Origin of the sequence: Thiohalorhabdus sp. Cl-TMA, from assembly GCF_041821045.1 — a bacterium.
Taxonomy (GTDB): Bacteria; Pseudomonadota; Gammaproteobacteria; order Thiohalorhabdales; family Thiohalorhabdaceae; genus Thiohalorhabdus; species Thiohalorhabdus methylotropha.
Genome location: NZ_JBGUAW010000004.1, coordinates 116,802 through 139,008, shown reverse-complemented (window position 1 = coordinate 139,008; position 22,207 = coordinate 116,802). Strand labels below are relative to the sequence as shown.

18 protein-coding genes are annotated in these 22,207 nt (G+C 68.0%); 12 read left to right on the top strand and 6 right to left on the bottom strand.

What is annotated here, in order from left to right; all coding sequences use genetic code 11:
* Positions 1–56: 56 nt before the first annotated feature.
* The 4 genes from purL (at position 57) to ACERLL_RS06800 (ending at position 6,310) form a co-directional block, all read left to right on the top strand.
* On the top strand, positions 57–3,971 hold the full coding sequence (gene purL, locus ACERLL_RS06815) for a phosphoribosylformylglycinamidine synthase (RefSeq protein WP_373655323.1): 3,915 nt from the start codon (positions 57–59) through the stop codon (positions 3,969–3,971).
* A gap of 194 nt (positions 3,972–4,165) precedes the next feature.
* Positions 4,166–4,591 (top strand): NifU family protein, encoded by a 426-nt coding sequence (locus ACERLL_RS06810; protein WP_373655322.1) that lies wholly within the window; start codon positions 4,166–4,168, stop codon positions 4,589–4,591.
* A gap of 189 nt (positions 4,592–4,780) precedes the next feature.
* Entirely contained in the window at positions 4,781–5,554 is a 774-nt protein-coding gene (locus ACERLL_RS06805) for a DesA family fatty acid desaturase (protein ID WP_373655321.1), read from the top strand.
* Positions 5,555–5,737: 183 nt separating this feature from the next.
* Positions 5,738–6,310: a class I SAM-dependent methyltransferase gene (locus tag ACERLL_RS06800; protein WP_373655320.1), complete on the top strand. Its 573-nt coding sequence runs from the start codon at positions 5,738–5,740 to the stop codon at positions 6,308–6,310.
* Between the two features lie 12 nt (positions 6,311–6,322).
* Here ACERLL_RS06800 and ACERLL_RS06795 read toward each other — a convergent pair whose 3' ends face one another.
* On the bottom strand, positions 6,323–6,751 hold the full coding sequence (locus tag ACERLL_RS06795) for a GIY-YIG nuclease family protein (RefSeq protein WP_373655319.1): 429 nt from the start codon (positions 6,749–6,751) through the stop codon (positions 6,323–6,325).
* A gap of 57 nt (positions 6,752–6,808) precedes the next feature.
* Between ACERLL_RS06795 and ACERLL_RS06790 the strand changes: the two genes are divergently transcribed.
* The 4 genes from ACERLL_RS06790 (at position 6,809) to ACERLL_RS06775 (ending at position 10,127) form a co-directional block, all read left to right on the top strand.
* Positions 6,809–7,435 (top strand): MarC family protein, encoded by a 627-nt coding sequence (locus ACERLL_RS06790; protein WP_373655318.1) that lies wholly within the window; start codon positions 6,809–6,811, stop codon positions 7,433–7,435.
* A 67-nt stretch (positions 7,436–7,502) separates the two neighbouring features.
* Positions 7,503–8,132 carry a PilZ domain-containing protein gene (locus ACERLL_RS06785; protein WP_373655317.1) on the top strand — a complete coding sequence of 210 codons (630 nt, stop codon included), beginning with the start codon at positions 7,503–7,505 and terminating at the stop codon, positions 8,130–8,132.
* A 134-nt stretch (positions 8,133–8,266) separates the two neighbouring features.
* Positions 8,267–9,616, top strand: a complete 1,350-nt coding sequence (gene gorA / locus ACERLL_RS06780; protein WP_373655316.1) for a glutathione-disulfide reductase — start codon at positions 8,267–8,269, stop codon at positions 9,614–9,616.
* Positions 9,617–9,683: 67 nt separating this feature from the next.
* Positions 9,684–10,127: a hydrogenase expression/formation C-terminal domain-containing protein gene (locus ACERLL_RS06775; protein ID WP_373655315.1), complete on the top strand. Its 444-nt coding sequence runs from the start codon at positions 9,684–9,686 to the stop codon at positions 10,125–10,127.
* Between the two features lie 100 nt (positions 10,128–10,227).
* Here the strand turns inward: ACERLL_RS06775 and ACERLL_RS06770 are convergent, their stop codons facing one another.
* The 5 genes from ACERLL_RS06770 to ACERLL_RS06750 all read right to left on the bottom strand — a co-directional run bounded on the left by ACERLL_RS06770 (position 10,228) and on the right by ACERLL_RS06750 (position 18,965).
* The gene (locus tag ACERLL_RS06770) at positions 10,228–11,907 is read right to left on the bottom strand and encodes a methyl-accepting chemotaxis protein (RefSeq protein ID WP_373655314.1); all 1,680 of its coding nucleotides are present in this window, start codon (positions 11,905–11,907) and stop codon (positions 10,228–10,230) included.
* Positions 11,908–12,222: 315 nt separating this feature from the next.
* Entirely contained in the window at positions 12,223–13,233 is a 1,011-nt protein-coding gene (locus tag ACERLL_RS06765; protein ID WP_373655313.1) for a ribonuclease Z, read from the bottom strand.
* Positions 13,234–13,314: 81 nt separating this feature from the next.
* Positions 13,315–13,497, bottom strand: a complete 183-nt coding sequence (locus ACERLL_RS06760; RefSeq protein ID WP_373655312.1) for a hypothetical protein — start codon at positions 13,495–13,497, stop codon at positions 13,315–13,317.
* Between the two features lie 92 nt (positions 13,498–13,589).
* Positions 13,590–16,100, bottom strand: a complete 2,511-nt coding sequence (locus ACERLL_RS06755; RefSeq protein WP_373655311.1) for a putative bifunctional diguanylate cyclase/phosphodiesterase — start codon at positions 16,098–16,100, stop codon at positions 13,590–13,592.
* A gap of 102 nt (positions 16,101–16,202) precedes the next feature.
* On the bottom strand, positions 16,203–18,965 hold the full coding sequence (locus ACERLL_RS06750) for a cation-transporting P-type ATPase (RefSeq protein WP_373655310.1): 2,763 nt from the start codon (positions 18,963–18,965) through the stop codon (positions 16,203–16,205).
* Positions 18,966–19,007: 42 nt separating this feature from the next.
* On the opposite strand from ACERLL_RS06750, the gene ACERLL_RS06745 reads away from it, so the two are divergent.
* From ACERLL_RS06745 to ACERLL_RS06730, 4 genes are all read left to right on the top strand, one after another.
* Positions 19,008–19,529, top strand: a complete 522-nt coding sequence (locus tag ACERLL_RS06745; protein ID WP_373655309.1) for a SixA phosphatase family protein — start codon at positions 19,008–19,010, stop codon at positions 19,527–19,529.
* A 125-nt stretch (positions 19,530–19,654) separates the two neighbouring features.
* Positions 19,655–20,305 carry a lysophospholipid acyltransferase family protein gene (locus ACERLL_RS06740; RefSeq protein WP_373655308.1) on the top strand — a complete coding sequence of 217 codons (651 nt, stop codon included), beginning with the start codon at positions 19,655–19,657 and terminating at the stop codon, positions 20,303–20,305.
* Positions 20,289–21,605 carry an MFS transporter gene (locus ACERLL_RS06735; protein WP_373655307.1) on the top strand — a complete coding sequence of 439 codons (1,317 nt, stop codon included), beginning with the start codon at positions 20,289–20,291 and terminating at the stop codon, positions 21,603–21,605. Before ACERLL_RS06740 ends, ACERLL_RS06735 begins: the two co-directional genes overlap by 17 nt.
* 149 nt (positions 21,606–21,754) lie before the next feature.
* Positions 21,755–22,174, top strand: a complete 420-nt coding sequence (locus ACERLL_RS06730) for a rubrerythrin family protein (protein ID WP_373655306.1) — start codon at positions 21,755–21,757, stop codon at positions 22,172–22,174.
* The last annotated feature ends 33 nt before the right edge of the window (positions 22,175–22,207 follow it).

The window sequence follows — 22,207 nt, the reverse complement described above, 5'->3', positions numbered from 1 at the left end:
GCCCTTCCTCGCCGGGGCGCTCGCGTCCTCCTATAGATAAAAGGAAACCGTCGGTCATGGAGCTTTTCCCCGGACCCGCCGTCTTTTCCGAATTCCGCCGCGCCGGCCTGCTGGAGCGCATTCGCGCGCAGGTTCCCGTGATCCGCGATCTGGGGACGGCCTTCGTCCATTTCGTCGAGCCCGAAGGGGCATTGACGAATGGGGACCGGGCCGGACTGCAGCGTCTGCTGGATTACGGCGAGGCGCCGGGGAACGATCGGGCCCTCTCCAATCCCGATCTGGTGGTGGTGCCGCGGCCCGGAACCGTGTCCGCCTGGTCCTCCCGGGCCACGGAGATCGCCCAGCGCTGCGGCCTGTCGGGGGTCCGGCGGCTGGAGCGCGGCATGGCCGTTTGCCTGGTGACCGGGGAGGGTGCCGGCCTGACGGAGGCCGACCGCGAAGCGGCCGCCGCTTTCCTGCATGACCGCATGACGGAGACGGTCCTGGCGACGCTGGATGCGGCTGATACCCTGTTCGACCACCCGAAGCCCGGACCCCTGGAGGGGCTGGATATCCTGGGGAAGGGGCGGGCGGCGCTCGAGGAGGCGGACAGCCGGCTGGGGCTGGCGCTCTCCCCGGACGAGATCGACTATCTGGTGGAAGGCTTCACCGGGCTGGAGCGCAATCCCACGGACGTGGAAGTAATGATGTTCGCCCAGGCGAACAGTGAGCACTGCCGGCACAAGATCTTCAACGCCGACTGGGTGGTGGACGGCGAGCCCCAGGACGATTCCCTGTTCGCCATGATCCGCCGCACCCATGAGAACAATCCCCGCCGCACCCTCTCCGCCTACAAGGACAACGGTGCGGTCATCGAGGGTGCCTGGACCGGCCGCTTCTTCCCGGACCCCGAGCAGCGCCGCTACGACTACCACCGGGACGAAGCGCTGCCCATCGTCATGAAAGTGGAGACCCACAACCACCCCACCGCCATCGCTCCGTTCCCGGGCGCCGCCACCGGCTCCGGCGGGGAGATCCGCGACGAGGCGGCCACCGGGCGGGGCGCCAAGCCCAAGGCGGGTCTGACGGGCTTCACCACTTCCAACCTGCGCATCCCCGGCGCCGAGCGGGACTGGGAGCGGTACGACGGCCGGCCGGAGCGCTTCGCCTCGGCGCTCGACATCATGCTGGAGGGCCCCATCGGGGCGGCGCGCTTCAACAACGAGTACGGGCGTCCGGGCATCGCCGGCTATTTCCGCACCTTCCAGGAGGAGGTGGAGGGGCCCGAGGGTCGGGAGCTGCGCGGCTACCACAAGCCGCTCATGCTTGCCGGCGGTCTCGGCAACGTGCGCCGGCGCCACGCCATCAAGGCCAACAAGGCCTATGTCCGGCCCGATACTCCCGTGGTGGTACTGGGCGGGCCGGCCCTGCGCATTGGCCTCGGCGGCGGCGCCGCCTCCAGCCAGACGGGGGGAACCGCCGATGCCGAGCTGGACTACGCCTCCGTGCAGCGCGCCAACCCGGAAATGCAGCGGCGCGCCCAGGAGGTGATCGACGCCTGCTGGGCCCTCGGTGAGGAGAACCCCATCCTTTCCATCCACGACGTGGGTGCGGGTGGCCTCTCCAACGCCCTGCCGGAGCTGGTGGACGACGCGGAGCGGGGCGGCCGCTTCGATCTGGCCAGGGTGCCGCGCCTGGACACCAGCCTGTCGCCCGCCGAGCTGTGGTCCAACGAGGCGCAGGAGCGCTACGTGCTGGCCGTCTACCCCCACTTCCTGGAGCGCTTCCAGGCGCTGTGCGAGCGGGAGCGCTGCCCCTACGCCGTGGTGGGAGAGGCCACCGAGGAAACGCATCTGTACGTTGCCGATTCGGAAAGCGGGCAGGTGGCCGTGGACATGGATCTGGAGCTGCTGCTCGGCAAGCCGCCCAAGAAGACCATGGACGCGCGCCGCTACCGGCGCCGGGGCGACCCCCTGGAAACGGGCGGCCTCGACGTGGCCGAGGCCGCCCGCCGGGTCCTGCAATTCCCCGCGGTGGCCGACAAGACCTTCCTGATCACCATCGGTGACCGCACCATCACCGGGCAGGTGGCCCGTGACCAGATGGTGGGGCCCTGGCAGGTGCCCGTGGCGGACGTGGGCGTGACCACCGCCGGGCTCGATACCTATCGAGGCGAGGCCATGGCCATGGGCGAGCGCCCCCCGGTGGCCCTGCTGGACGCACCGGCGAGCGGGCGCATGGCGGTGGGCGAAGCGGTCACCAACATCGCCGCGGCGCGCATCGGCCGGCTGGAAGAGGTGAAGTTGTCGGCCAACTGGATGGCCGCCTCGGGCCATCCCGGCGAGGACGCCGCCCTGTTCGATACCGTGGAGGCGGTCTCCGACTTCTGCACCGCCCTCAACATCGCCATCCCCGTGGGTAAGGATTCGCTTTCCATGAAGGCGGTGTGGGCCGACGGCGAAGGCCGGAAGGCCATGACCTCCCCCGTGTCCCTGGTGGTCTCCGCCTTCGCCCCGGTGCGCGACGCCCGCGGGACCCTTACCCCGCAGCTTCGCACCGACGCCGGGGAAAGCGAGCTGCTGCTGGTGGACCTCGGCGGGGGGCGCAATCGGTTGGGCGGTTCGGTGCTGGCCCAGGTGCACAACCGCCTGGGGGAGGCGGCACCCGATGTGGAGGACCCGGCCCTCCTCGCCGGTTTTTTCGACGCCGTCCAGCGGCTGGCGAAGGAGGGCCTCCTGCTCGCCTACCACGACCGCTCCGATGGAGGCCTGCTGGCTACCGTCGCCGAGATGGCGTTTGCCGGCCATTGCGGTGTGGAGGCGGATCTGGCGGGTCCGGCGGGAGAGGGCGACCCCTTGGCCGCCCTGTTCGCCGAGGAGCTGGGCGCCGTGCTCCAGATCCCGGCGGGTGCGCGGGAACGGGTGCTGAAGCTCCTCGGGGAGGCCGGCATCGGCGGCATGTGTCATGTTCTGGGGCGGCCGCGCACGGATGATCGCTTGGTGCTCACGGCGGGGGAGCGGGTCCTGCTGGATGCCGACCGGGTAGATCTGCACCGGGCCTGGTCGGAGACCAGTCACCGCATGCAGGCGCTGCGCGACGACCCCGACTGCGCCCGCGAGGAGTACGACCGGCTGCTGGACCGCGAGGATCCCGGCCTGCACGCCGAGCTGACCTTCGATCCCGCCGAGGACGTGGCCGCACCGTATGTGGGCACCGGCGCGGCGCCGCGCATGGCGGTCCTGCGCGAGCAGGGCGTGAACGGCCAGGTGGAGATGGCGGCCGCCTTCCACCGCGCCGGATTCGAGGCGGTGGACGTGCACATGACCGACCTGCAGGGGGGCGACGCTACGCTTTCCGGCTTCCAGGGGCTGGTGGCCTGTGGCGGCTTTTCCTACGGCGACGTGCTGGGCGCCGGCGGTGGCTGGGCGAAATCCATCCTTGCCGATTCCACCCTCCGCGAGCAGTTCGCCGCCTTCTTCGAGCGCGGGGATACCCTGGCCCTGGGGGTCTGTAACGGCTGCCAGATGCTGAGTCAGCTCTCCGAGCTGATCCCGGGCGCGGAGCACTGGCCCGCCTTTCGGCGCAACCGCTCGGAGCAGTTCGAGGGTCGCCTGGTTATGGCGGAGGTGCCGGAAAGTCCCTCCCTCCTGTTCCGGGGCATGGCCGGTTCCCGGATCCCCATCGCGGTGGCTCACGGTGAGGGCCGTCCGCAGTTCGCCCCGGGCGGATTGGAAACGGCCCGGGAATCCGGCACCGTGGCCTTGCGCTACGTGGACAATCGGGGACGTACCGCCACGACGTATCCGGCCAATCCCAACGGGGCGCCCGACGGCATCGCCGGTATGACCACTCCGGACGGCCGGTTCACGGTGCTCATGCCCCATCCCGAGCGTCTGTTCCGGACCGTACAGTATTCCTGGCATCCCGAAGACTGGCCCGAGGACGGCCCCTGGCTGCGTCTGTTCTGCAACGCCCGCAGCTGGCTGGGCTGAGCTTTCCCGGATCCTTGTGGTCCAACCCCCGGACAACGGGCATCCGGAATCCGGGGAGCTCCCGCCGGCACCGGTGCGATTCCGGGCGGCGCGTCCGGGATTTTCCCGTCCGGTCCCGCTGGGGCGGGGCCGGATGTCGAAATTTTTTTCTTGTCCCCCGCTTTACGGTCGAGGCAATTTGATCGGAGAGGTCCATGGCCATTCCCACACGGACCAAGGAAATCCAGCTGCTCCAGCAGGTGGCGGAGCTGGAGCGGTTCTACACCGAGGAAGAGCTCGACGAGATCGAGGAAACGGATCCCGACCGGGCCTATGAGCTGGCGCGGGCGCAGTCCCTGGCCGAGCAGTACGGACTGCAGCCGGGGCAGCGTCCCGCCGCTGACGAGGATCTGACCATCGATCCGGAGCGGGTGCGGGCCGCGCTGGAGGAGGCCGCCCAGCTTCTGCGCGGCGACGGCGGCGATCTGGAACTGGTGGGGATCGATGGCTCCCGGGTACGTGTCCGCATGCTCGGGGCCTGCTCCGGCTGCCCCAGCTCCACCATGGATCTGAAGACCATCGTGGAGCGCAAGGTGAAACAGCGTGTACCGGGAGTAAGCGAGGTGGTTAATACCATCTGAATAGCTGGGCTTTTCCTCCGTGTCATGCTGCGTATAATTGTCTACGGGTCCATCCGTTCGGGGATCCCCGGGGCAGGGACACATCTGTCCGCGCCTCGCAAAACGGAGTGCGCAAGGTATCCGTTATCAGCCTGCAATAATGGGCGGGTAAGCTTTCGAAGTATTGTGCCTAATCGGGAAAGGACGGGCATGTTTCCACACTTGTTTGAACTGCCTTGGTGGGGATACGTTCTCTTCACACTGGTAGCGACCCAGATCACCATCGCCTGCGTGACCCTGTACCTCCATCGGGCCATGTCCCATGGATCGGTCACCCTGCATCCGGTGGTCAGTCATTTCATGCGGTTCTGGCTCTGGCTCACCACCGGAATGAATACCAAGGAATGGGTGGCCACGCACCGTAAGCACCATGCCTACGCCGATCGCGAAGGCGACCCCCACAGCCCGCTCCAAGAGGGCATCTGGCGGATGCTGTTCCTCGGCGCCTGGGTCTACACCAAGGCGACCAAGGATGAGGCCATGCTGGAGAAGTACGGCAAGCATTGCCCCGACGACTGGATCGAGCGGAACCTGTATTCGCGCTTCAAGAACCTGGGCGTGGTCCTCATGCTGGTTCTGGACGTGGCCATGTTCGGGCTCGGTATCGGCGTCGCCATCTGGGCCGTGCAGATGGCCTGGATCCCCTTCTGGGCGGCGGGCGTCATCAACGGCGCGGCGCACTACATCGGCTACGCCAATTACAAGGTCAAGGACAACAGCCGCAACCTCGTTCCCTGGGGGCTGTTCATCGGCGGCGAGGAGCTGCACAACAACCATCACCGCTATTTGTCCTCGGCCCGCTTCGCGTCCCGCTCCTGGGAGATCGATATCGGCTGGATCTATATCCGGATCCTGTCCTGGCTCCGGCTGGCCAAGGTCCGGTTCGTGGCGCCGAAATACAAGCCCTCGGAGGCGGAGACCTAGAGCGGCCCGCGGCGCTGCCCGTACCAGGCCCACCCGGCTACCGGGTGGGCCTTTTTGCGCCGTGCCATCAAGTTCGGCTGAGAGCGGACCGTCCGCAGTGGGGGCGGTAAGGCAATCCCGGCTGTTGTCGTGCGAAGGCCCCGGCGGTAGGGTTTCCGGGAGGAGCCGGCCGATGAGGTTGCCATGAGCGCACCGGATTGGGATGCCCGCTACCGGGATCGGAGCGTCGCGGAAAGCGCACCCGTCGCCGTTCTCAGCGAGAATCAGCACCTGCTTCCGCAGGGCGGCATGGCCCTGGACCTGGCCTCCGGGCTGGGAGCCAACGCTGTGCTCCTCGCTCAGCAGGGGCTGAAGACGTTCGCCTGGGACAGCTCCCCGGTGGCCGTGGAGAAGCTGCAGGCATGGAGCCGCGAGAACCTCCTGCCCATTACCGCCGAGGTTCGGGATGTGGCGGCCTGGCCCCCGGAGCCGGAACGGTTCGATGTGATCGTGGTCGGCCACTTTCTGGAGCGGCCTCTAGCCGGCGCGCTCATGGATGCCCTGTGCCCGGACGGGCTACTTTTCTATCAGACCTTCACCCGAACCCGGGTCAGCGATCGCGGGCCCGGCACGGACCGGTTCCGGCTCGCCGACAACGAGCTCCTGCACATGTTCGATGCCCTGCGGATCCTGGTGTACCGGGAAGAGGGGCGGGTAGGGGATCGCGCCCGGGGGTTCCGGGACGAGGCGCAGCTGGTGGCCCACAAGCCCGGCTAGGGGGCGGGCCAGCTAGGTGCGGATTTCCGGATCGAGTCCCTGCGGAGTCCGCGCTTCAAGCAGGTCCTCCAGGGAAAATGCAGCGCCCAGATAGCGCAGATGGCTGCCGCATCCCGATCGGCAATCGGAGGCACCCAGCCCGGCGCATACGATTCGCCCGCCGGTGGCGGCGTTGAGGTTGCACTCCGGGACCTGGGAGCCGGAGATATACAGGATCCGGCAGGCGGCCAAGGCCAGAAAGTAATCGATGTGCCAGCGCAGGCGCTTATCGGCGTCGCTGCGGCAATGTCGCCGCAGCCGCGCGGCCATGTTGCGGCGGGCGCTTCCGGTATAGACGTACCAGCCCCGCGGGAAGGCGCAGCTTCCCAAACGCCCCACCGGGATCTCCCCGGGCCGTTCCAGCCACATCCAGAGCTGATACGTGGTGCACCCGGGAGTCATGGGTCCGCCCCGTTTCCCGGAATGCGCCATGGCGGATAGAAAGGCTGCAGCACCACCGTGTCCATCGATGTCCTGCTCAATTCCTTCGTGGTCCTGTTCGTCGTGGTAGACCCGATCGGCAACGCCCCCATATTCGCGGCGCTGACTCGCGGGGCGAGCGAGGCGGAGCGCCGGGCCCTCGCCGTGAAGGGGATCACGCTGTCCGCCGCCATCCTGCTGGTGTTTTTCCTGGTGGGCAACGGCCTGCTTTCCGCCCTGGGCATCGGTGTGCCGGCCTTCCGCATCGCGGGAGGCGTGCTGCTGTTCCTGGTGGCCATCGACATGGTCTTCGCCCGTCAATCGGGGCTGCGCGGCGCCACGGCGAGCGAGCGGGAGGAGGCGCAGGAGCGGGAGGACATCTCCGTGTTCCCGCTCGCCTTCCCCTTGATTGCCGGACCGGGCGCTATCACCACGGTCCTGCTCATGGCCTCACATGGGGGAAGCTGGGCGGCGTACCTGGTCCGGTTCGGCATCATCGTGGTGGTGCTGGGGGTGACCCTCGCCAGTTTGCTGCTGACCGCCCGCATCATGCAGGTGCTCGGCGAGACCGGCACCAACGTCATCGACCGGCTGCTGGGCCTCATGCTGGCCGCCATCGCCGTTCAGTTCGTGGTGGACGGTATCAGCGGCGCGTTCGGCGTGTGATAGCGTGCGCGTGCGCTGTCCGTCGGTCCGTGTCATAGTGGCGGGATATCGATGCGGGGGGTGAGCCATGAGCGAAGACCAGCAATCGCAGTCGGGCAAGGATCGGCGCAATTTCTACCGGGTAACCACCCGCTTGCGCTTCCGTTTCCTGCCCGCCAGCCTGTCCGATCGTCCCTGGCTCCATCTCGAGCCGGGTCCCGCGCCGTTCCTTCACCGGCCCGACGACAAGACCCTGCATCAGGCCCGCTCCCTGCTGGAGGAGGTGCCGCGCCGGACCATCAACCTCAGCGAAGGGGGAATGCGTGTCCGGCTCCCGGGTCAGGTCACGGACAGGACGGCTCTAGGGGACGGCAAGGCGGTTCGGCCCCGCGAGCTGCTGGTGCTGCTGGAATTCCCGGAGGACAAGGGCCGGGCGGTATTCGGCCTGCCCGCCCGACTGGTCCGGGTGGATAGCCTTCCCTGGGCCATTTTCCCGGCCTTGACGTTCAAGGACCTTCCCGAGCCCATGCGGCGTCGTCTCGCAGGGTTCGTGGTAACCGTCGGCCGGCAGCGGCGGCGCAGCAAGCTCCACGGCGCCGGTGCCGAGGAGGGTGGTGACATGGCCCGGAGGCTGGCACGCCTGGAGTCCGCCGAGACGTCCGCCCGCCATGCCCGGCTTCAGGCCCGGCCGCGCCGCAGGAACCGTTTCTTCCCCTGATTCATACGGAATCTCCGGGCATCACCACTCTCCCGGGAGGGGCGGACGCTCCTCGGTGCCGCGTTGTAGAATCGTCTCCCGGAATGGTCCCTCCGGAACGACTATCCACGAACCCAGAATCGGAGCGCGAGAAAATGGCCCAGCATTACGATTTCCTGGTCCTCGGCGGCGGAAGCGGCGGCTTGGCGGCGGCCAAGCAGGCCTCGGCGCACGGAGCCCGGACCGCCCTGGTGGAGCCGAATCCCCTGGGCGGCACGTGCGTCAATGTCGGCTGCGTGCCGAAGAAGGTCATGTGGAATGCCGCCGAGATCGCCGAATCCCTGGAGGATGCCCCCGGGTACGGATTCGGGGTCGAGGGGACGAGCTTCGATTGGGGCAGCCTGCGCGCCGCCCGCGCGGCCTACGTGGAGCGGTTGAACGGCATCCACCGCCGGAACCTGGAGGTGGCGGAGGTGGAGCACATCCAGGGGAAGGGTCGGTTCCTGGAGCCGGGCAAGGTGGCGGTGAATGGGGATACCGTAACCGCCGACCACATCCTTATCGCCACCGGTGGACGGCCCCGGATACCGGATATCCCCGGCGCCGAGCACGGCATTACCTCCGACGGATTCTTCGAGCTGACCGAGCAGCCCGGGCGGGTGGCCATCATCGGCTCCGGCTACATCGCGGTGGAGCTGGCGGGTGTGCTGAACGCGCTGGGCACGGAGGTGACCATGCTGCTGCGGCGGGAGCACCTGCTTGGCAGCTTCGACTCCCTGGTTCGGGAATCCCTCATGGACGCCATGAGCACCGCGGGCGTGAATTTCCTCACCGGCGTTCACATGGATTCCGTGGAGCGTACGGCCGGCGGCTATCTGCTGTCCTCGCAGGACGGCCAGCAGAGCGGTGCGTTCGATCAGGTCATCTGGGCCGTGGGCCGCGAGGCCAGCACGGCGGATCTGGGCCTGGAGACCGTCGGGGTGGAGACCGGTCCGGAGGGTATCGTTCCCGTCGATGCGCTGCAGAACACCAATGTGTCCGGTATCTACGCGGTGGGCGACGTTACCGGGCGTACGCCCCTCACTCCGGTGGCCATCGCCGCCGGCCGCCGGCTGGCCGACCGGCTGTTCGGTGGGCGGCCGGAAGCCCGGATGGACTACGAGGACGTCCCCTCGGTGGTCTTCAGCCACCCCCCCATAGGCACCGTGGGCCTGACCGAGGAGGAAGTGGAGGAGCGCTACGGGCAGGGCGGGTACCAGTGCCATACCACCACCTTCAAGGACATGTACTACGCCCCGCTGGAACGGAAGGTCCCCTCCGCCATGAAGGTGCTCACGGTGGGCCCCCATGAGAAGCTGGTGGGGATTCACGTCATCGGCCGGGGCGCGGACGAGATGATCCAGGGCTTCGCGGTGGCCCTGAAGGCCGGCGGTACCCTGCAGGATCTGCGCAACACCGTGCCCATCCATCCAACCGCCTCCGAGGAGCTGGTGCTGATCGGCTGAAGGACCGGCGTCCGGGGGATAGGATCCCGCCGGGCGGGTTCAATGGGGTAAGAGTGAGAGGTCCGGCATGAGCGCACCGGAGCTGCATTGCGAGGGGCTTCCCGCGCCCGTGGTTACCCTGCTTCAGGAAATCGCGGTGCACCTGGATCGTCTGGTCCGGGAAGGGGTGGGCGGGGCGGTCGATCTGCGCGGTCTGTCCGCCCTGACCCGGGAAGACCTGGAACGGCTCCGGCAGGTGCTCGAAGTGGGGGAGGTACAGGCCACCGTGGAATCCCTGGGAAAGACGGTGGTCCAGGAGACGGGCCTGCCCGGCGTATGGTGGGTGCGCTATCAGGACCGGGATGGCGCGCGGGCGGCGGAGCGCATCGAGGTGGCCCGGGTGCCGGATATCCTGGTGGCCCAGAGCCCGGATATCAGCGCCGGCCTGCATGCGCTGGTGGCGCAGCTTCCGGACGGTTCCGGGGCGCCGGAGGATACCGCGCCCCCCTCCATCAGCTGGCGGGACGACTAGGCCCGGAACCCAGCTTCGCTCCCAATGTTTCGCCCGCCGTAACGAGAACGGCCCGCTCCCCCTACGGAGCGGGCCGTTCTCGCTCGGCACCTTCCCGCGTTCAGCGGTCCGTCTGGAATTTCTCCAGCGCTTCCCGCAGGTGGTTGGCCATGGTCCCGAGCTGATCGGCCGCCTGCTCGATCTGCCCGGCGCTTCCCGCCACCGATTCCACGTTGCCGGAGATCTCGTCCATGTTGTCCGTGGTCTCGTTCATGGTGGCGGCGAGCTCCTCGGCCGCCGCGGCGATCTGGTTGGCGGTCTGATCGGTGTGCTCGATCATCTCCAGGATCTCTTCCATGTGCGTGTGCACCTGGTTCATGGCCTGCACCGAGGCCTCCGACTTGCTTCCCAGCTCCGCCACGATGCCGTTTACCTGCTCGGTGGCCTGGGAGGTCTGCTCGGCCAGCTTGCGGACCTCGTCGGCCACCACGGCGAAGCCCTTGCCCTGCTCGCCGGCGTTGGCGGCTTCGATGGCGGCGTTGAGGGCCAGCAGGTCGGTCTTCTTGGCGATGGCCTGGATGGAATCCATCACCTCGCCGACGCGCTGCCCGGACTGGGAAAGCTCCCGGATCTGGCCTGAGGCCTGCTCGACGGCCTCGTTGCCCGTCTGCGTGGTGCTTTTGGTGCGCGAGGCGGAATCGGAGACGGCGGTGATGTTGTTGGCCACGTCCTGGACCACATTGTTCACCTCCCGCGCCGACTGGGTGACATCCTCCACGCGCTGGGAAGAGGCACGGGTGTTGTTGTTGAGCTCGTGACCGGTGGCGGATAGCTCCTCGCTGGCGGAGGCTAGCTGTCCGCTTTCCTCCCGCCACCCCCGGAACAGATCCGCAAGCTGCTCCATGAAGCGGTTGAAGCCGCGGCCGAGCTCGGCGGCGCCGCCCCAGCCGTCCTCCTTCATCCGGACGGTGAGGTCGCCCCGGTCCACCACTTCGTTCATGGAGGCCACGGCGGTCTGCAGCGGCTGGTCGATGCTTCGGCGCATGGCCCAGAGGATGATGCCGAGTCCGGCCAGCAGCATGAACAGCCCCAGGCCGCCGCCTGTCCACAGGGCCTTGGCGGCGTGGGCATCGGCCTTATCCAGCGGCAGCGTCACCTGGAAGGCGCCGTGCAGGTCGCCCGTTTCCTTGTTCTCCATGCGGTGCCCGGTGATGTCCTTGCCGTCGCTCCGGCCCCAGAGCTCTTCCGAGCGGGCCGGGTCGCCGTGACAGACCAGGCAGGTCTCGCCGAGACGCACCGGACGGAAGTACCGGACGGCGTTGGCCTGCTCGTCCACGAAATGGAATTCCTCGGCCTCCGGATTGTTCCGGAAGTACTGAATGGCACGCATACCCTTGGCATCGGCCTTGTGCTCGGGCTCGCGCGGATCCTCGCGAATGGGCGTGAACTGGAAGCCGCCCTCCTCGGCCTTGGCCTGGGCGGTGGACCAGGCGTTGAATACCGGCACGGCATCGAGGATCCGCTTTTTCCGCGCCTCTTCGCTGTCCGCCTCCTGGGCCCACCGGAGGAGCTTGTCCGTGGTGTAGACGCCGTAGTCCCATTTCTTGGCCACGCGCTCCCGCACGGACTCGGCCATGAGCACCAGGGCACGGGCCTTCTCCACCGCGCCCCGGGTGGCCGTCTGCTGCTGGGTGAATGCGTAGGCGGTGAACAGCACCGCCGCGAATACCACCAGAATGCCCCCGGAAAGCAGGCTCGCCCGGGCGCCGATAGAATTGAATCGTTCCCCTAGGTACGCCACTCGTCTTTTCCCCGTCTTCGGGCCTCGGCCCGGTCGCGGCGTCCCCCCCCGTGTTCTCAAAAACCTGCGAAAGGAGGTCTTTGAAAGCTAATCGCCGGATGTTTCCATAAAAATGAAAAATATATATTGTTAGAACGGTTCCGATTTTACAGTACGGACAATAAAAACCCCAAGAGAAATGGCGTGTTGACAGCTCCGGATTGCCGTAATCCATAGGTGGAGCCACTGAGAGAAAAGGCAATTCGAGAATGATTTCCAGTCCGGAGTCCGGAAACTATTCTAAACGGGGTAGATCCGGTGGCGGCGCGGGGGAGATCAGCGCTCCTGCCGGAAGGCAGCCAATGCCTCCCCGCGGAGGGCATCGATCTCCCCCTCGTGGCGGGAGGAGAAATGGAAGGGGACAATCTCCCGGACCCCCGCCCGGGCGCCGAGGCCGCCCGCCTGCCCGGCGGTCAGGTGGCGGGTGGCCGCCGCCCGTTCCGCCTCCCGGTTCCGGAAGGGCGCCTCGATGTACAGTCGATCCGCGCCGCGCACCAGCGCAATGATGCGGTCGGCATTGGCGGGGCTGTGCACCGCATCCACCACGTAGCCCACCTTCTGACCCCGCTCCCGGGAGAGCACGGTGTCCCGGAGGTCGCCGAGGGGCAGGGTGGCCGGCCGGCCTTGGGGCGCGGACCAGACTACCCGGATGGGGGTGTGGGCCGGATCGCCCCGGCGCACCGCCGCCTTGAGCGCGGACAGCCAGGGCCCCGGTTTCAGACCACGCTCCGCCAGCCGGTTCCGCCAGACATTGAGGTGCTCGGGCTCCTCCAGGCTGAAGGCCAGGCAGGGCGTGCGGTGATCCAGCTCGGCGGTCCGCACGCGGAACGCGGGCTCGTCCACCAGTATCCCGTCGGGGAAGGCGGGCGGGTCCAGCTCCTCCCGCCGGAATCCGGTCCGCACGCGGAACTGGGCGTGGCGCCACGGGCTCGTGTGGGCGTATTCCGCCACCTCCAGGGTCAGGTCGTTGGTGTAGTTTCCCACCAGATTCCAGGTATAGCCGCCGAGCTTGCTTGCCACCCGGTCGATGAAGCCGGGCGGACCGAATAGCCGCAGGAACATATCCCGCCCTAGGCAGATGCGCAGCAACCGGTCGAATCCGGCGAAATGGTCCATGTGGGCATGGGAGACGAAGACGTGCGTCAGGCGCAGGATCTTTCGCGGTGCGAGGTCGGAGATCTCGCCCAGGTCGAACATAAGGGCCGGCCGCCGGTCCAGGAATTCCACGTACAGGGCCGGGTCCCCGAAGGGGCCGTTCACCAGGGTCGGATGGAAGGTGGGGCGCATCGGCGGACCTCCCGAAGCCATATTCCCGGTGGATGAAGCTGAAATTGCCGTTACGCTCCAGATAGGCGCCCCGCGCCCGGCTCAGGTCGTCGGAGCCGGCGTCCTCCCGAAGCGCTTCCCGCCCAGACGGACCAGCAGCACCGTGAAAAGAAAGATGATCACGGCCCGGTTGATCATCTGCCACCAGGTGATGGCCCGGTTGTGGGGTCCGACGATGGTATGGAGCCAGTCCTGGGTCTGGCCCGCCGCCTGCATCCAATCCATGGGGCGCTCCGCTGGGCCGTTCCGGGTCGGAGCCTCCATCATGGCGCCCCGTCCGCCGGGAAACAAACCGGGCGGAACGTGGCCTGCCGGGATCAGGCGAAGCGCTCGCGCCAGTCCACCCCGGAGCAGGGCTCCCCGAGGTGGAAGCCCTGGGCGCGGTCGCAATTCCAGCCCAGGAGCAGGTCCAGGGCCCGCGGAGATTCCACGCCCTCTGCCACTACCTGCAGGTCCAGGCTGTGGCCGAGATCGATGGTGGATCGGACGATGGCCTGGTTTCTGGGCTCTTCGGAAAGCCCGGTCATGAAGGACTTGTCGATCTTCAGGATGTCCACAGGAAGCTCCTTCAGATAGCCCAGCGACGAGTACCCTGTGCCGTAGTCATCTACGGCTACCCGAATACCCAGATCCCGGAGCTCGCCCAGGGTTCGCTTGGCCCGTTCGGTATCGGCCACCACGGCGTTCTCGGTGATCTCCAGCTCCAGGCGCGAAGCGGGCAGGTCCCAGGCCGTCAGATGGGTCCGGATATCGTCCACCAGCCCGCCGGCCTGGAGGTCGTTCACCGTGAGGTTGATGGCGATCCGCAGGTCCTTGCCGGTATTCCTCCAGCCGGCGCATTCCCGCACGGCGGCGTTGAACACGCGCTGGGTGAGCGCATGGAAGACCCCCGCCCGCTCGGCCATGCCGAACACGTCGGGCGGGGGCAGGGGATTTGTGCCGGGCGGCCCCCAGCGAAGCAGCGCCTCCGCGCCAACCACCCGGCTGGTGGCCAGATCCACCTGCGGTTGGAAATGCAGCTCCACCCGGTCGTGGAGGATATCCGCGTAGAGGTCGCCAACCCGCGTGAGGCGCTCCACGGTGTCCGGGAGGTGGTCCGAATGGAATTCCACGAACCCCTGCCGGAGCCTTTTGGCCTCGTACATGGCGAGATCGGCCCGGCGGATGAGCGTCTCGGGGTCCTCCCCGTGCTCGGGGAACAGTGCGATACCCATGCTGCCGCCGATATGCAGGTCGCCGTTGCCCGAACGCAGGGGGGCCTGCAGACGGGACAACAGCTTTCCGGCAACGTGCTTGGCGGCGTCGCCGTCCGTGTCCGGCAGCAGGATGCCGAATTCGTCGCCTCCGAAGCGGGCCGCGGTATCGGTCTCCCGCAGGACCTCGCGGAGCCGTTGGGCCACTTCCACCAGTACCTTGTCGCCAGTGGGGTGGCCGAAGGTGTCGTTGATCTCCTTGAAGAAATCCAGGTCCAGCATGACCAGGGCCCCGCTGGTGCCCTGCCTTCGGCTTTTGCGGACGGCCTGGCTCAGTCGGTCCTCCAAGAGAGTCCGATTGGGCAGGTCGGTCAGGGGATCGTGGAAAGCCTGGTGCTGCAGCTCGGACTCCCGGGACCGCACCTCCTGGCGCATGGTGCCGAAGGCATTGGTCAGGTCCTCGATCTCCCGCGGTCCCCCGGGAAGTGCGGGGAGCTCCGTCTCGCCCTCGGCCTCGCCCTTGATGGCGGTCGCCACCCGGGCCAGGGGGGAGAGAATTCCCCGATGCAGGATGGTGTAGCCCAGCACCAGCACGCCCAGGTGGATCACCAGCAAGCTCCATAGTATGGCGGTCAGATTCCCGGCCACGGTGGCCATGGAATCCGCCTCCCGGGTGGCGGCCTCCTTGATGCGCTTGTCCAGCCGGATCAGGGCCCCCTGGATGGAGCGGTACAGGGGGTGGAGTGACCCGGTGATCAGCGGGAAGTCCTCCCGCCAGTTGTGGGTGGTGTAGAGCTTGCGTACTTGCTGGTAAGCGTCGTGCCAATGCTCGGATTGCTCCTCCATGGTGCGCAGCGCGCGACGCTGCGCCAGGGACAGGAGACCGCGGCGGTCCAGGGCATCGAGCCGGGAAAGATTGTCCTGCACGGCGCTGAAGTAGGTTTCCAGATTGGCGATGCGGGTATGGTCTTGGGCGCCGCCCAGCATCCCGATGCGCGCCGTTACGTAGAGCCGGAATTCACCGATCATGCGGCTCCATTGATATCGGGTTTCCCGGAAAAGATGGTCTATACGGGCTCCGGGCTGAGCCGCCGGGATCGGATCCGCGGCCAGCGCCAGCTGGGCGGCGTTGAGGAAGGCGGTGCCGGCCGGTGCCAGATTCTCGCGCATGATGCGCAGGGCCGGGTACAGCCGGTCCGGGGAGCTCCGGAGGGCAAGCAGCTTGCGGGCCTTGTCCTCCAGTTGCCGGAAATCCTTCAGCAGGCCGGCCGCCAAGGACTGCTGGTCGTTGCTGCGTACCCAGGCCAGCTTGCGGAGGTGCTGGGCGCCCTTGTGGGCCCGTCGGATGGCGGCCAGGGCCTTCCGGCGGCTCTGCGGCCCCGGGGTGAGCACGAAGGCCTGGAGCTGGTGCTCCGCCTCCCAGAAGGCGTCCCGGATCACCCGGCTGGCCTCGAGGGCCTGCTGGCGCTGCTGGAAATGGCGGGTGCGCTCCTCCTGCTCGTAACGGAGATAGCTCTCGGCGGACCAGCTGCTGACGAGCAGAATGGCGAGCACCAGGAAGGCGCCCAAAAGATAGCGCCCTCGCAGGCTGTTCAGCAGCCTCCAGGGAAGAGGGACGGAGGATTTTCGGGCCAAACCGCAGGTCTCCCGGGCTGGCTCCAGGCTTCCCCGGGACGGCTCACAATTCGGCCCCGGGATGCAGGAGGAACCCGATTCTGCTTTACCCGACCCCCATGCTCAAGTGACGCCTGACACAGATGAGCCATTTTGTCCAGCATTGTCCCTGCCGCGCAGGTGCTTCGAAATTTCAACCAGCAGGAAGACCAATGCGGCGGCCGCGACACTCTGTCCCCAGCTTTCCCAGGAAAGGGGTCGAGTGCCGAACAGGTATTGCATGAAGGGCGCATAGGTGAACAGGAGCTGGCCTCCCGCCACCGTCCCCGCAGCGGCCAGTACGTAGCCGTTGCCCAGGAGGTCCCGGGGGCCTCGGATCGGGTCACGGATCCGGCGGGTGCTGAAAAGGTAGAAGGCTTCCACCAGGACCAGGGTGTTCACCGCCAGGGTACGCGCCTCTTCCACCTCCGTGCCGTGCACCCGCTCCCACAGGAAGAGGCCGAAGGTGACGGCCACGGCGGCCAGGGACACCAGGACGATTCGGGCGATCATGAAGGCAGAGAGCAGGCTGGCCCCCGGCTCCCGGGGCGGGCGGCGCATGACGCCGGGCTCTGAGGCTTCGAAGGCGAGCGCCAGTCCGAGCGTCACGGCGGTGATCATGTTGACCCACAGGATCTGCACCGGCGTGATGGGCAGCTCCCGGCCCAGCAGGACCGCCGCCAGGATGGTGAGGGCCTCGCCGCCGTTGGTGGGCAGGATGAACAGGATGGATTTCTTGATATTGTCGTAGACGGTGCGGCCTTCCCGGACCGCGGCGGTGATGGAGGCGAAATTGTCGTCGGCGAGCACCATCTCTGCCGCCTCCTTGGCCACCTCCGTTCCCTTAACGCCCATGGCCACCCCCACGTCCGCCCGTTTGAGCGCCGGAGCGTCGTTGACCCCGTCCCCGGTCATGGCGACCACCTCGCCGTCGGACTGCAGGGCCTCCACCAGGCGCAGCTTGTGCTCGGGGCTCACCCGGGCGAACACGTCCACCGCCCGGACATCGCCCCGGAGCCCGGCATCGTCCAGGGCGTCCAGCTCGTCTCCGGTGCGCGTCCGGACGCCGTCGCCGATTCCCAGCCGCTCACCCACGGCCCGCGCCGTAACGGCATGGTCGCCGGTGATCATTTTCACGCGGATGCCCGCCTGCCGGCACTCGTGCACCGCCTCAATGGCCTCGCTCCGGGGCGGGTCCATCATGCCCACCAGCCCCAGGAGGGTGAGTCCTTCCTCCACGTCCGCGAACCGCAGCTCGCCGTGGTCCGGCGTCATGGCGCCGAAGGCCAGGGCCAGCACCCGCTGGCCCTGGGCGGCGAGCCCCTCGGCGTGCGCGTGCCAGTACGCGGAATCCAAAGGGACGTCCTCGCCCCCGTGGCGCTGGTGGCTGCACATGGCCAAGACCCGCTCCGGGGCGCCCTTCAGATAGACGAAGGCATGGCCGAAGTGGTCGTGATGCAGGGTGGCCATGAAACGGTGCTCGGACTCGAAGGGGATGAGGTCCTGGCGGGGCCGTTCCTCGCTTTCCAGAACGGGGTCCAGGCCCGCCTTGCGGGCCAGGGTGACCAGGGCGCCCTCGGTGGGATCGCCGTCCACGGCCCAGCGTCCGCCATCGTCTCGGTACAGGCCGGCATCGTTGCACAGCAGCCCCGCCCGGATGATCTCCGTAAGACCCGGATGGCTGGCGGCATCAACCTCCGTACCGTCCAGGGTGACGCCGCCGTGGGGATCGTAGCCGTCGCCGGTCACTCCGAAGGTTCGGCCGGATTCGGCCACCGAGGCCACCGTCATCTCGTTGCGGGTGAGCGTTCCGGTCTTGTCGGAGCAGATCACGGTCACGGAGCCCAGGGTCTCCACCGCCGGCAGCCGCCGGACGATGGCGCGCCGGGCGGCCATGGTCTGTACCCCCACCGCCAGGGTGATGGTGATGATGGCGGGAAGTCCTTCCGGGATGGCGGCCACCGCGAGGCCCACCGCGGCCATGAACATCTCCACGGCACTGTATCCGCGCACCAGGACCCCGAAGGAGAAAAGGGCCGCGGCCAGACCGCCAATGGCCAGGCTCAGAACGCGGCCGAAGCGGCCCATCTCCCGCAGAAGCGGGGTGGTCAGCGGATTGACCTCGGCAAGCAGGGTGCTGATCCGGCCCAGCTCGGTGCTGTCCCCCGTGGCCACCACCACGCCGCGTCCCTGGCCGTAGCGCACCATGGTTCCGGAATAGGCCATGTCCGGGCGGTCCGCCAGAGCGGCACGCTCCGCGACCGCTTCCGTCCCCTTGCGTACGGGCATGGACTCCCCGGTCAGGGCCGCCTCGTCGATCGTCAGGTTGTGGACCTTGAGCAGCCGCAGGTCGGCGGGCACCCTGTCCCCTGACTGGAGCAGGACCACGTCTCCGGGAACGAGCTGTTCGGCGGGAAGCGTGGTCCGCTGGCCGTTCCGGACCGCCACCGCCCGTGGCGATAGCAGGTCGCGTATGGCATCCAGGGCCCGTTCCGCCTTGCCCTCCTGAAGGAATCCGATCACCGCATTGGCCATCACCACGCCGAGGATCACCCCGGTATCCACCCAGTGGGCCAGAGCGGCGGTTGTCACGGCGGAGAGCAGCAGGACGTAGATCAGGACGTTGTGGAACTGGACCAGGAAGCGGCGCACGGGGCCCCGGCGGCGGGGCGGGGTCAGCCGGTTGGGGCCGTAACGGTCCAGCCGTTCCAGGGCCTCGCCCCGCGGCAAGCCTTCCCGGGTGGTGCCCAGTCGTGCCAGCGTGTCCTCCGGGGAGCGGGCGTGCCAGGAGTCCGCGCGGATGCCGGCGGGCGAGGCCGGGGGGCGTTCGGTTGGACGAGCGGTCAAGGTATACTCCCTCGGAAACCCACCAGAGCAGGGGACGCGCTAATGAAACGGATCCTCCTCATGCGGCACGCCAAGTCGAGCCGGGAGGAGGCCGGCCTGGCGGATTACGATCGCCCCCTGAACGAGCGCGGCCAGAAGGTGGCCCCGCGCATGGGGGGCTATCTGCGGGACGCCGGTTTGGTCCCGGACCGTATACTGTGCTCTTCCGCCCGCCGCACCCGGGAAACCCTGGAGCAGTTGTGGTCGGAATGGGAGACGCTGCCCAATGTGGCCTTCGAGGACGGTCTCTACACCGCCACCGCGGCCTCGCTCCTGGAGCGCCTGCATGCCCTGAGCGCGGACACCGGCACGGTACTGGTCGTCGGCCATAATCCGGCCATCCAGGAAGCGGCCGTGGATCTGGCCGGAGGCGGCCCGCCGGCGGCGTATGGCCGCATGAAGGCCAAGTTCCCCACCGGGGCCGTGGCCGTACTGGTCCTGGAGGGCGATAGCTGGGCCGGGGTGGGCCGGGGACGCGCCGACCTGGAGCGCTTCGTGGCCCCGGCGGACCTGGAGCCGGCCTAGCGCCACCCCCTTCCCGAAGTCTGTCAGAAGCTCCGGAGAGCGCCCAAGCGCCGGATTACGCTTTTTTCTCCCCGGACGCCCGGGTATGGTTGGCCTGTCCGTCGGCAGCCACCCGAGGAGCCCGTTTGTCCATCCTGCCCGACCACGCCCGGAACTGGCCGCTTTGGGCCCGCCTTCTGCACGCCCTGATCCGTGCCTACTGCCGGATCTTCCATCGCATGCGGGCCGAGGCGAGCACGCTCCCCGAAGCGGGACCGGCCCTGCTGGCGGCCAACCATCATGCCGGCCCCGACCCGCTGTTTCTGATCGCCAGCAACCGGCGGATCATCTCCTTCATGATCGCCGTGGAATACTACCGCGTGCGCTCACTGACCTGGGTGTACGAGCGGACCGGCTGCATACCGGTGAAGCGCATGCGTCCCACCGCCACCAGCCTGCGCGGCGTCCTGGCGCGCCTCGAGGAGGGCCGCGTGGTGGGGATCTTCCCGGAAGGCGGAATCCACGCCCCCGAGGAGCGGGTGCACCCCAAGGCGGGGGTGGCCATGCTCGCCCTGGAGAGCGGGGCTCCGGTTTTCCCGGCCCGCATCAGCGGCATTCGCCAGCTTCCGGGAAGCGACCTCAAGACCTTCCTCCGGCCTCGCCGGGTCCGGGTCCGCTACGGCCCGGAAGTGGACCTGGCGGATCTGCGCCGCCGCTACAGCGGCGACCGCGACCGTTCCCTGCTGAACGAGGCGGCCAAACGTATCGTGGACGCCATCTATGCCCTCCCCGAATGAGCGCCCGCCGCGTACGGCCTGGGCCGGCCGCGGCGAGATCCTGGCCTGGGCCTTCTACGATTTCGCCAATTCCGGCTATACCACGGTGGTCATCACGGCGGTGTTCAACGCCTATTTCGTCGGCGCCGTGGCCGGGGGCGGCCCCGGGGCCTGGCTGCTGTGGACCGTGGCCCTGTCCCTTTCCCATGCGGTCGTGCTGCTGATCGGTCCCTGGGTGGGCCAGACGGCCGACGAGACCGGCCGCCTGAAGCCGTGGCTGGGCGCCTCCACCGCCCTGTGCATAGCCGGGACCGCCGCTCTGGGTCTGGTGGGGCCCGGCGAGCTGGCCCTCGGCATGGCCCTGATCCTGGTTTCCAATACCGCCTTCGGCCTGGGCGAGAATCTCATCGCCGCCTTCCTGCCCCGTCTGGTGCCCCCCGAGCGCCTCGGCCGCACCTCCGCCTTCGGCTGGACCATTGGCTATATCGGCGGCCTGCTCACCCTGCTGGTGTGTCTGGCCTACGTCCGCTGGTCCCAGGCCCAGGGTGGCGATGCCGCCGATTTCATTCCCGTGACCATGCTTATCGTGGCCGGCCTGTTCGCCCTGACCGCGCTGCCCACCTTTCTTTGGGTGCGGGAGCGCCCGGGCCCCCTGGCCCGCGGGGGCTACCGCACCAATCCCTGGCGCCGCACCCTGCAGGCTTGGCGCGATGCCCGTCAGCTTCCCGATCTCGCCCGGTTCCTGGTGTGTCTGGCGATCTTCTATTGCGGCATCCAGACCGTGGTGGCCCTGGCGGCCATCTACGCCGAGCAGGTCATGGGCTTCTCCAAGGACCAGACCATCACCCTCATCCTGGTGGTCAACCTGGCCGCGGCTGCGGGCGCCTGGCTGCTGGGCCGGGTCCATGACCGCATCGGCGCCGTGCGCACGGTGGCCGTGACCCTGGTGGGCTGGCTGGTGGCCATCCTGCTCGCCTATTTCGCCCGCGGCGAGGGCATGTTCTGGGTGGCCGCCTTCCTGGTCGGGGCCTGCATGGGCTCCAGCCAGTCGAGCGGGCGCGCCCTGGTGGCCATGCTCTCCCCCGCCGGGCACGAGGGGGCGTTCTTCGGGCTCTGGGGGGTGGCGGTCAAGGTGGCGGCCATTGTCGGCCCCCTTTCCTACGGCCTGCTCAGCTATTTCTCTGCGGGAAACTACCGGGGCGCGCTGCTGGCCACCGCGGGGTTTTTCGTGGTGGGGCTGGTGCTCCTGGTCGGGGTGGATGAGCGGCGGGGCCGCGAGCGCCGGATGCGCTTCACGCCCGGTCTGGACGGTCCGGCCTAGAATACCCGGGTCGTCGGGTCCTTGAAGGTATCGGGGGGCACCCCCATATATTCTGGAGACAAAGGGGTTGCATCCCCTCGACGGCTAACCTAGATTCTTAGTTTAGACTGAGTCTAATCATCCATCCGCCCAACGGAGGAGGAGCCACCATGGCTGATCTGAAGGGCACCAAGACCCATGAAAATCTGAAAGAAGCCTTCGGCGGGGAGTCCATGGCCAATCGGCGGTATCTCTATTTCGCCCAGAAGGCCGACGTGGAAGGAGAGAACGAGGTTTCGGCCCTGTTCCGCTCCACCGCCGAGGGTGAGACCGGCCATGCCCATGGTCACCTGGAGTTCCTGGAAGCCGCCGGCGACCCGGCTACCGATGAGCCCATCGGCGACACCAGCACCAACCTGAAGTCCGCCATCGCCGGGGAAACCTACGAATACACCGACATGTATCCCGGCATGGCCAAGACCGCCCGGGATGAGGGCTTCGACGAGGTGGCGGACTGGTTCGAGACCCTGGCGAAGGCCGAGCGGTCCCATGCCAACCGTTTCCAGAAGGCCCTGGACAACATGGAGTAGCCCGGGCGGATCCGCCCGGAATTCTCCCGGTGC

Excerpts from the sequence above, each read along its gene's own strand:
- purL (WP_373655323.1), top strand. The coding sequence starts at position 57 with ATGGAGCTTTTCCCCGGACCCGCCGTCTTTTCCGAATTCCGCCGCGCC.
- ACERLL_RS06810 (WP_373655322.1), top strand. The coding sequence starts at position 4,166 with ATGGCCATTCCCACACGGACCAAGGAAATCCAGCTGCTCCAGCAGGTG.
- ACERLL_RS06805 (WP_373655321.1), top strand. The coding sequence starts at position 4,781 with ATGTTTCCACACTTGTTTGAACTGCCTTGGTGGGGATACGTTCTCTTC.
- ACERLL_RS06800 (WP_373655320.1), top strand. The coding sequence starts at position 5,738 with ATGAGCGCACCGGATTGGGATGCCCGCTACCGGGATCGGAGCGTCGCG.
- ACERLL_RS06795 (WP_373655319.1), bottom strand. The coding sequence starts at position 6,751 with ATGACTCCCGGGTGCACCACGTATCAGCTCTGGATGTGGCTGGAACGG.
- ACERLL_RS06785 (WP_373655317.1), top strand. The coding sequence starts at position 7,503 with ATGAGCGAAGACCAGCAATCGCAGTCGGGCAAGGATCGGCGCAATTTC.
- gorA (WP_373655316.1), top strand. The coding sequence starts at position 8,267 with ATGGCCCAGCATTACGATTTCCTGGTCCTCGGCGGCGGAAGCGGCGGC.
- ACERLL_RS06775 (WP_373655315.1), top strand. The coding sequence starts at position 9,684 with ATGAGCGCACCGGAGCTGCATTGCGAGGGGCTTCCCGCGCCCGTGGTT.
- ACERLL_RS06765 (WP_373655313.1), bottom strand. The coding sequence starts at position 13,233 with ATGCGCCCCACCTTCCATCCGACCCTGGTGAACGGCCCCTTCGGGGAC.
- ACERLL_RS06760 (WP_373655312.1), bottom strand. The coding sequence starts at position 13,497 with ATGGATTGGATGCAGGCGGCGGGCCAGACCCAGGACTGGCTCCATACC.
- ACERLL_RS06745 (WP_373655309.1), top strand. The coding sequence starts at position 19,008 with ATGAAACGGATCCTCCTCATGCGGCACGCCAAGTCGAGCCGGGAGGAG.
- ACERLL_RS06735 (WP_373655307.1), top strand. The coding sequence starts at position 20,289 with ATGCCCTCCCCGAATGAGCGCCCGCCGCGTACGGCCTGGGCCGGCCGC.
- ACERLL_RS06730 (WP_373655306.1), top strand. The coding sequence starts at position 21,755 with ATGGCTGATCTGAAGGGCACCAAGACCCATGAAAATCTGAAAGAAGCC.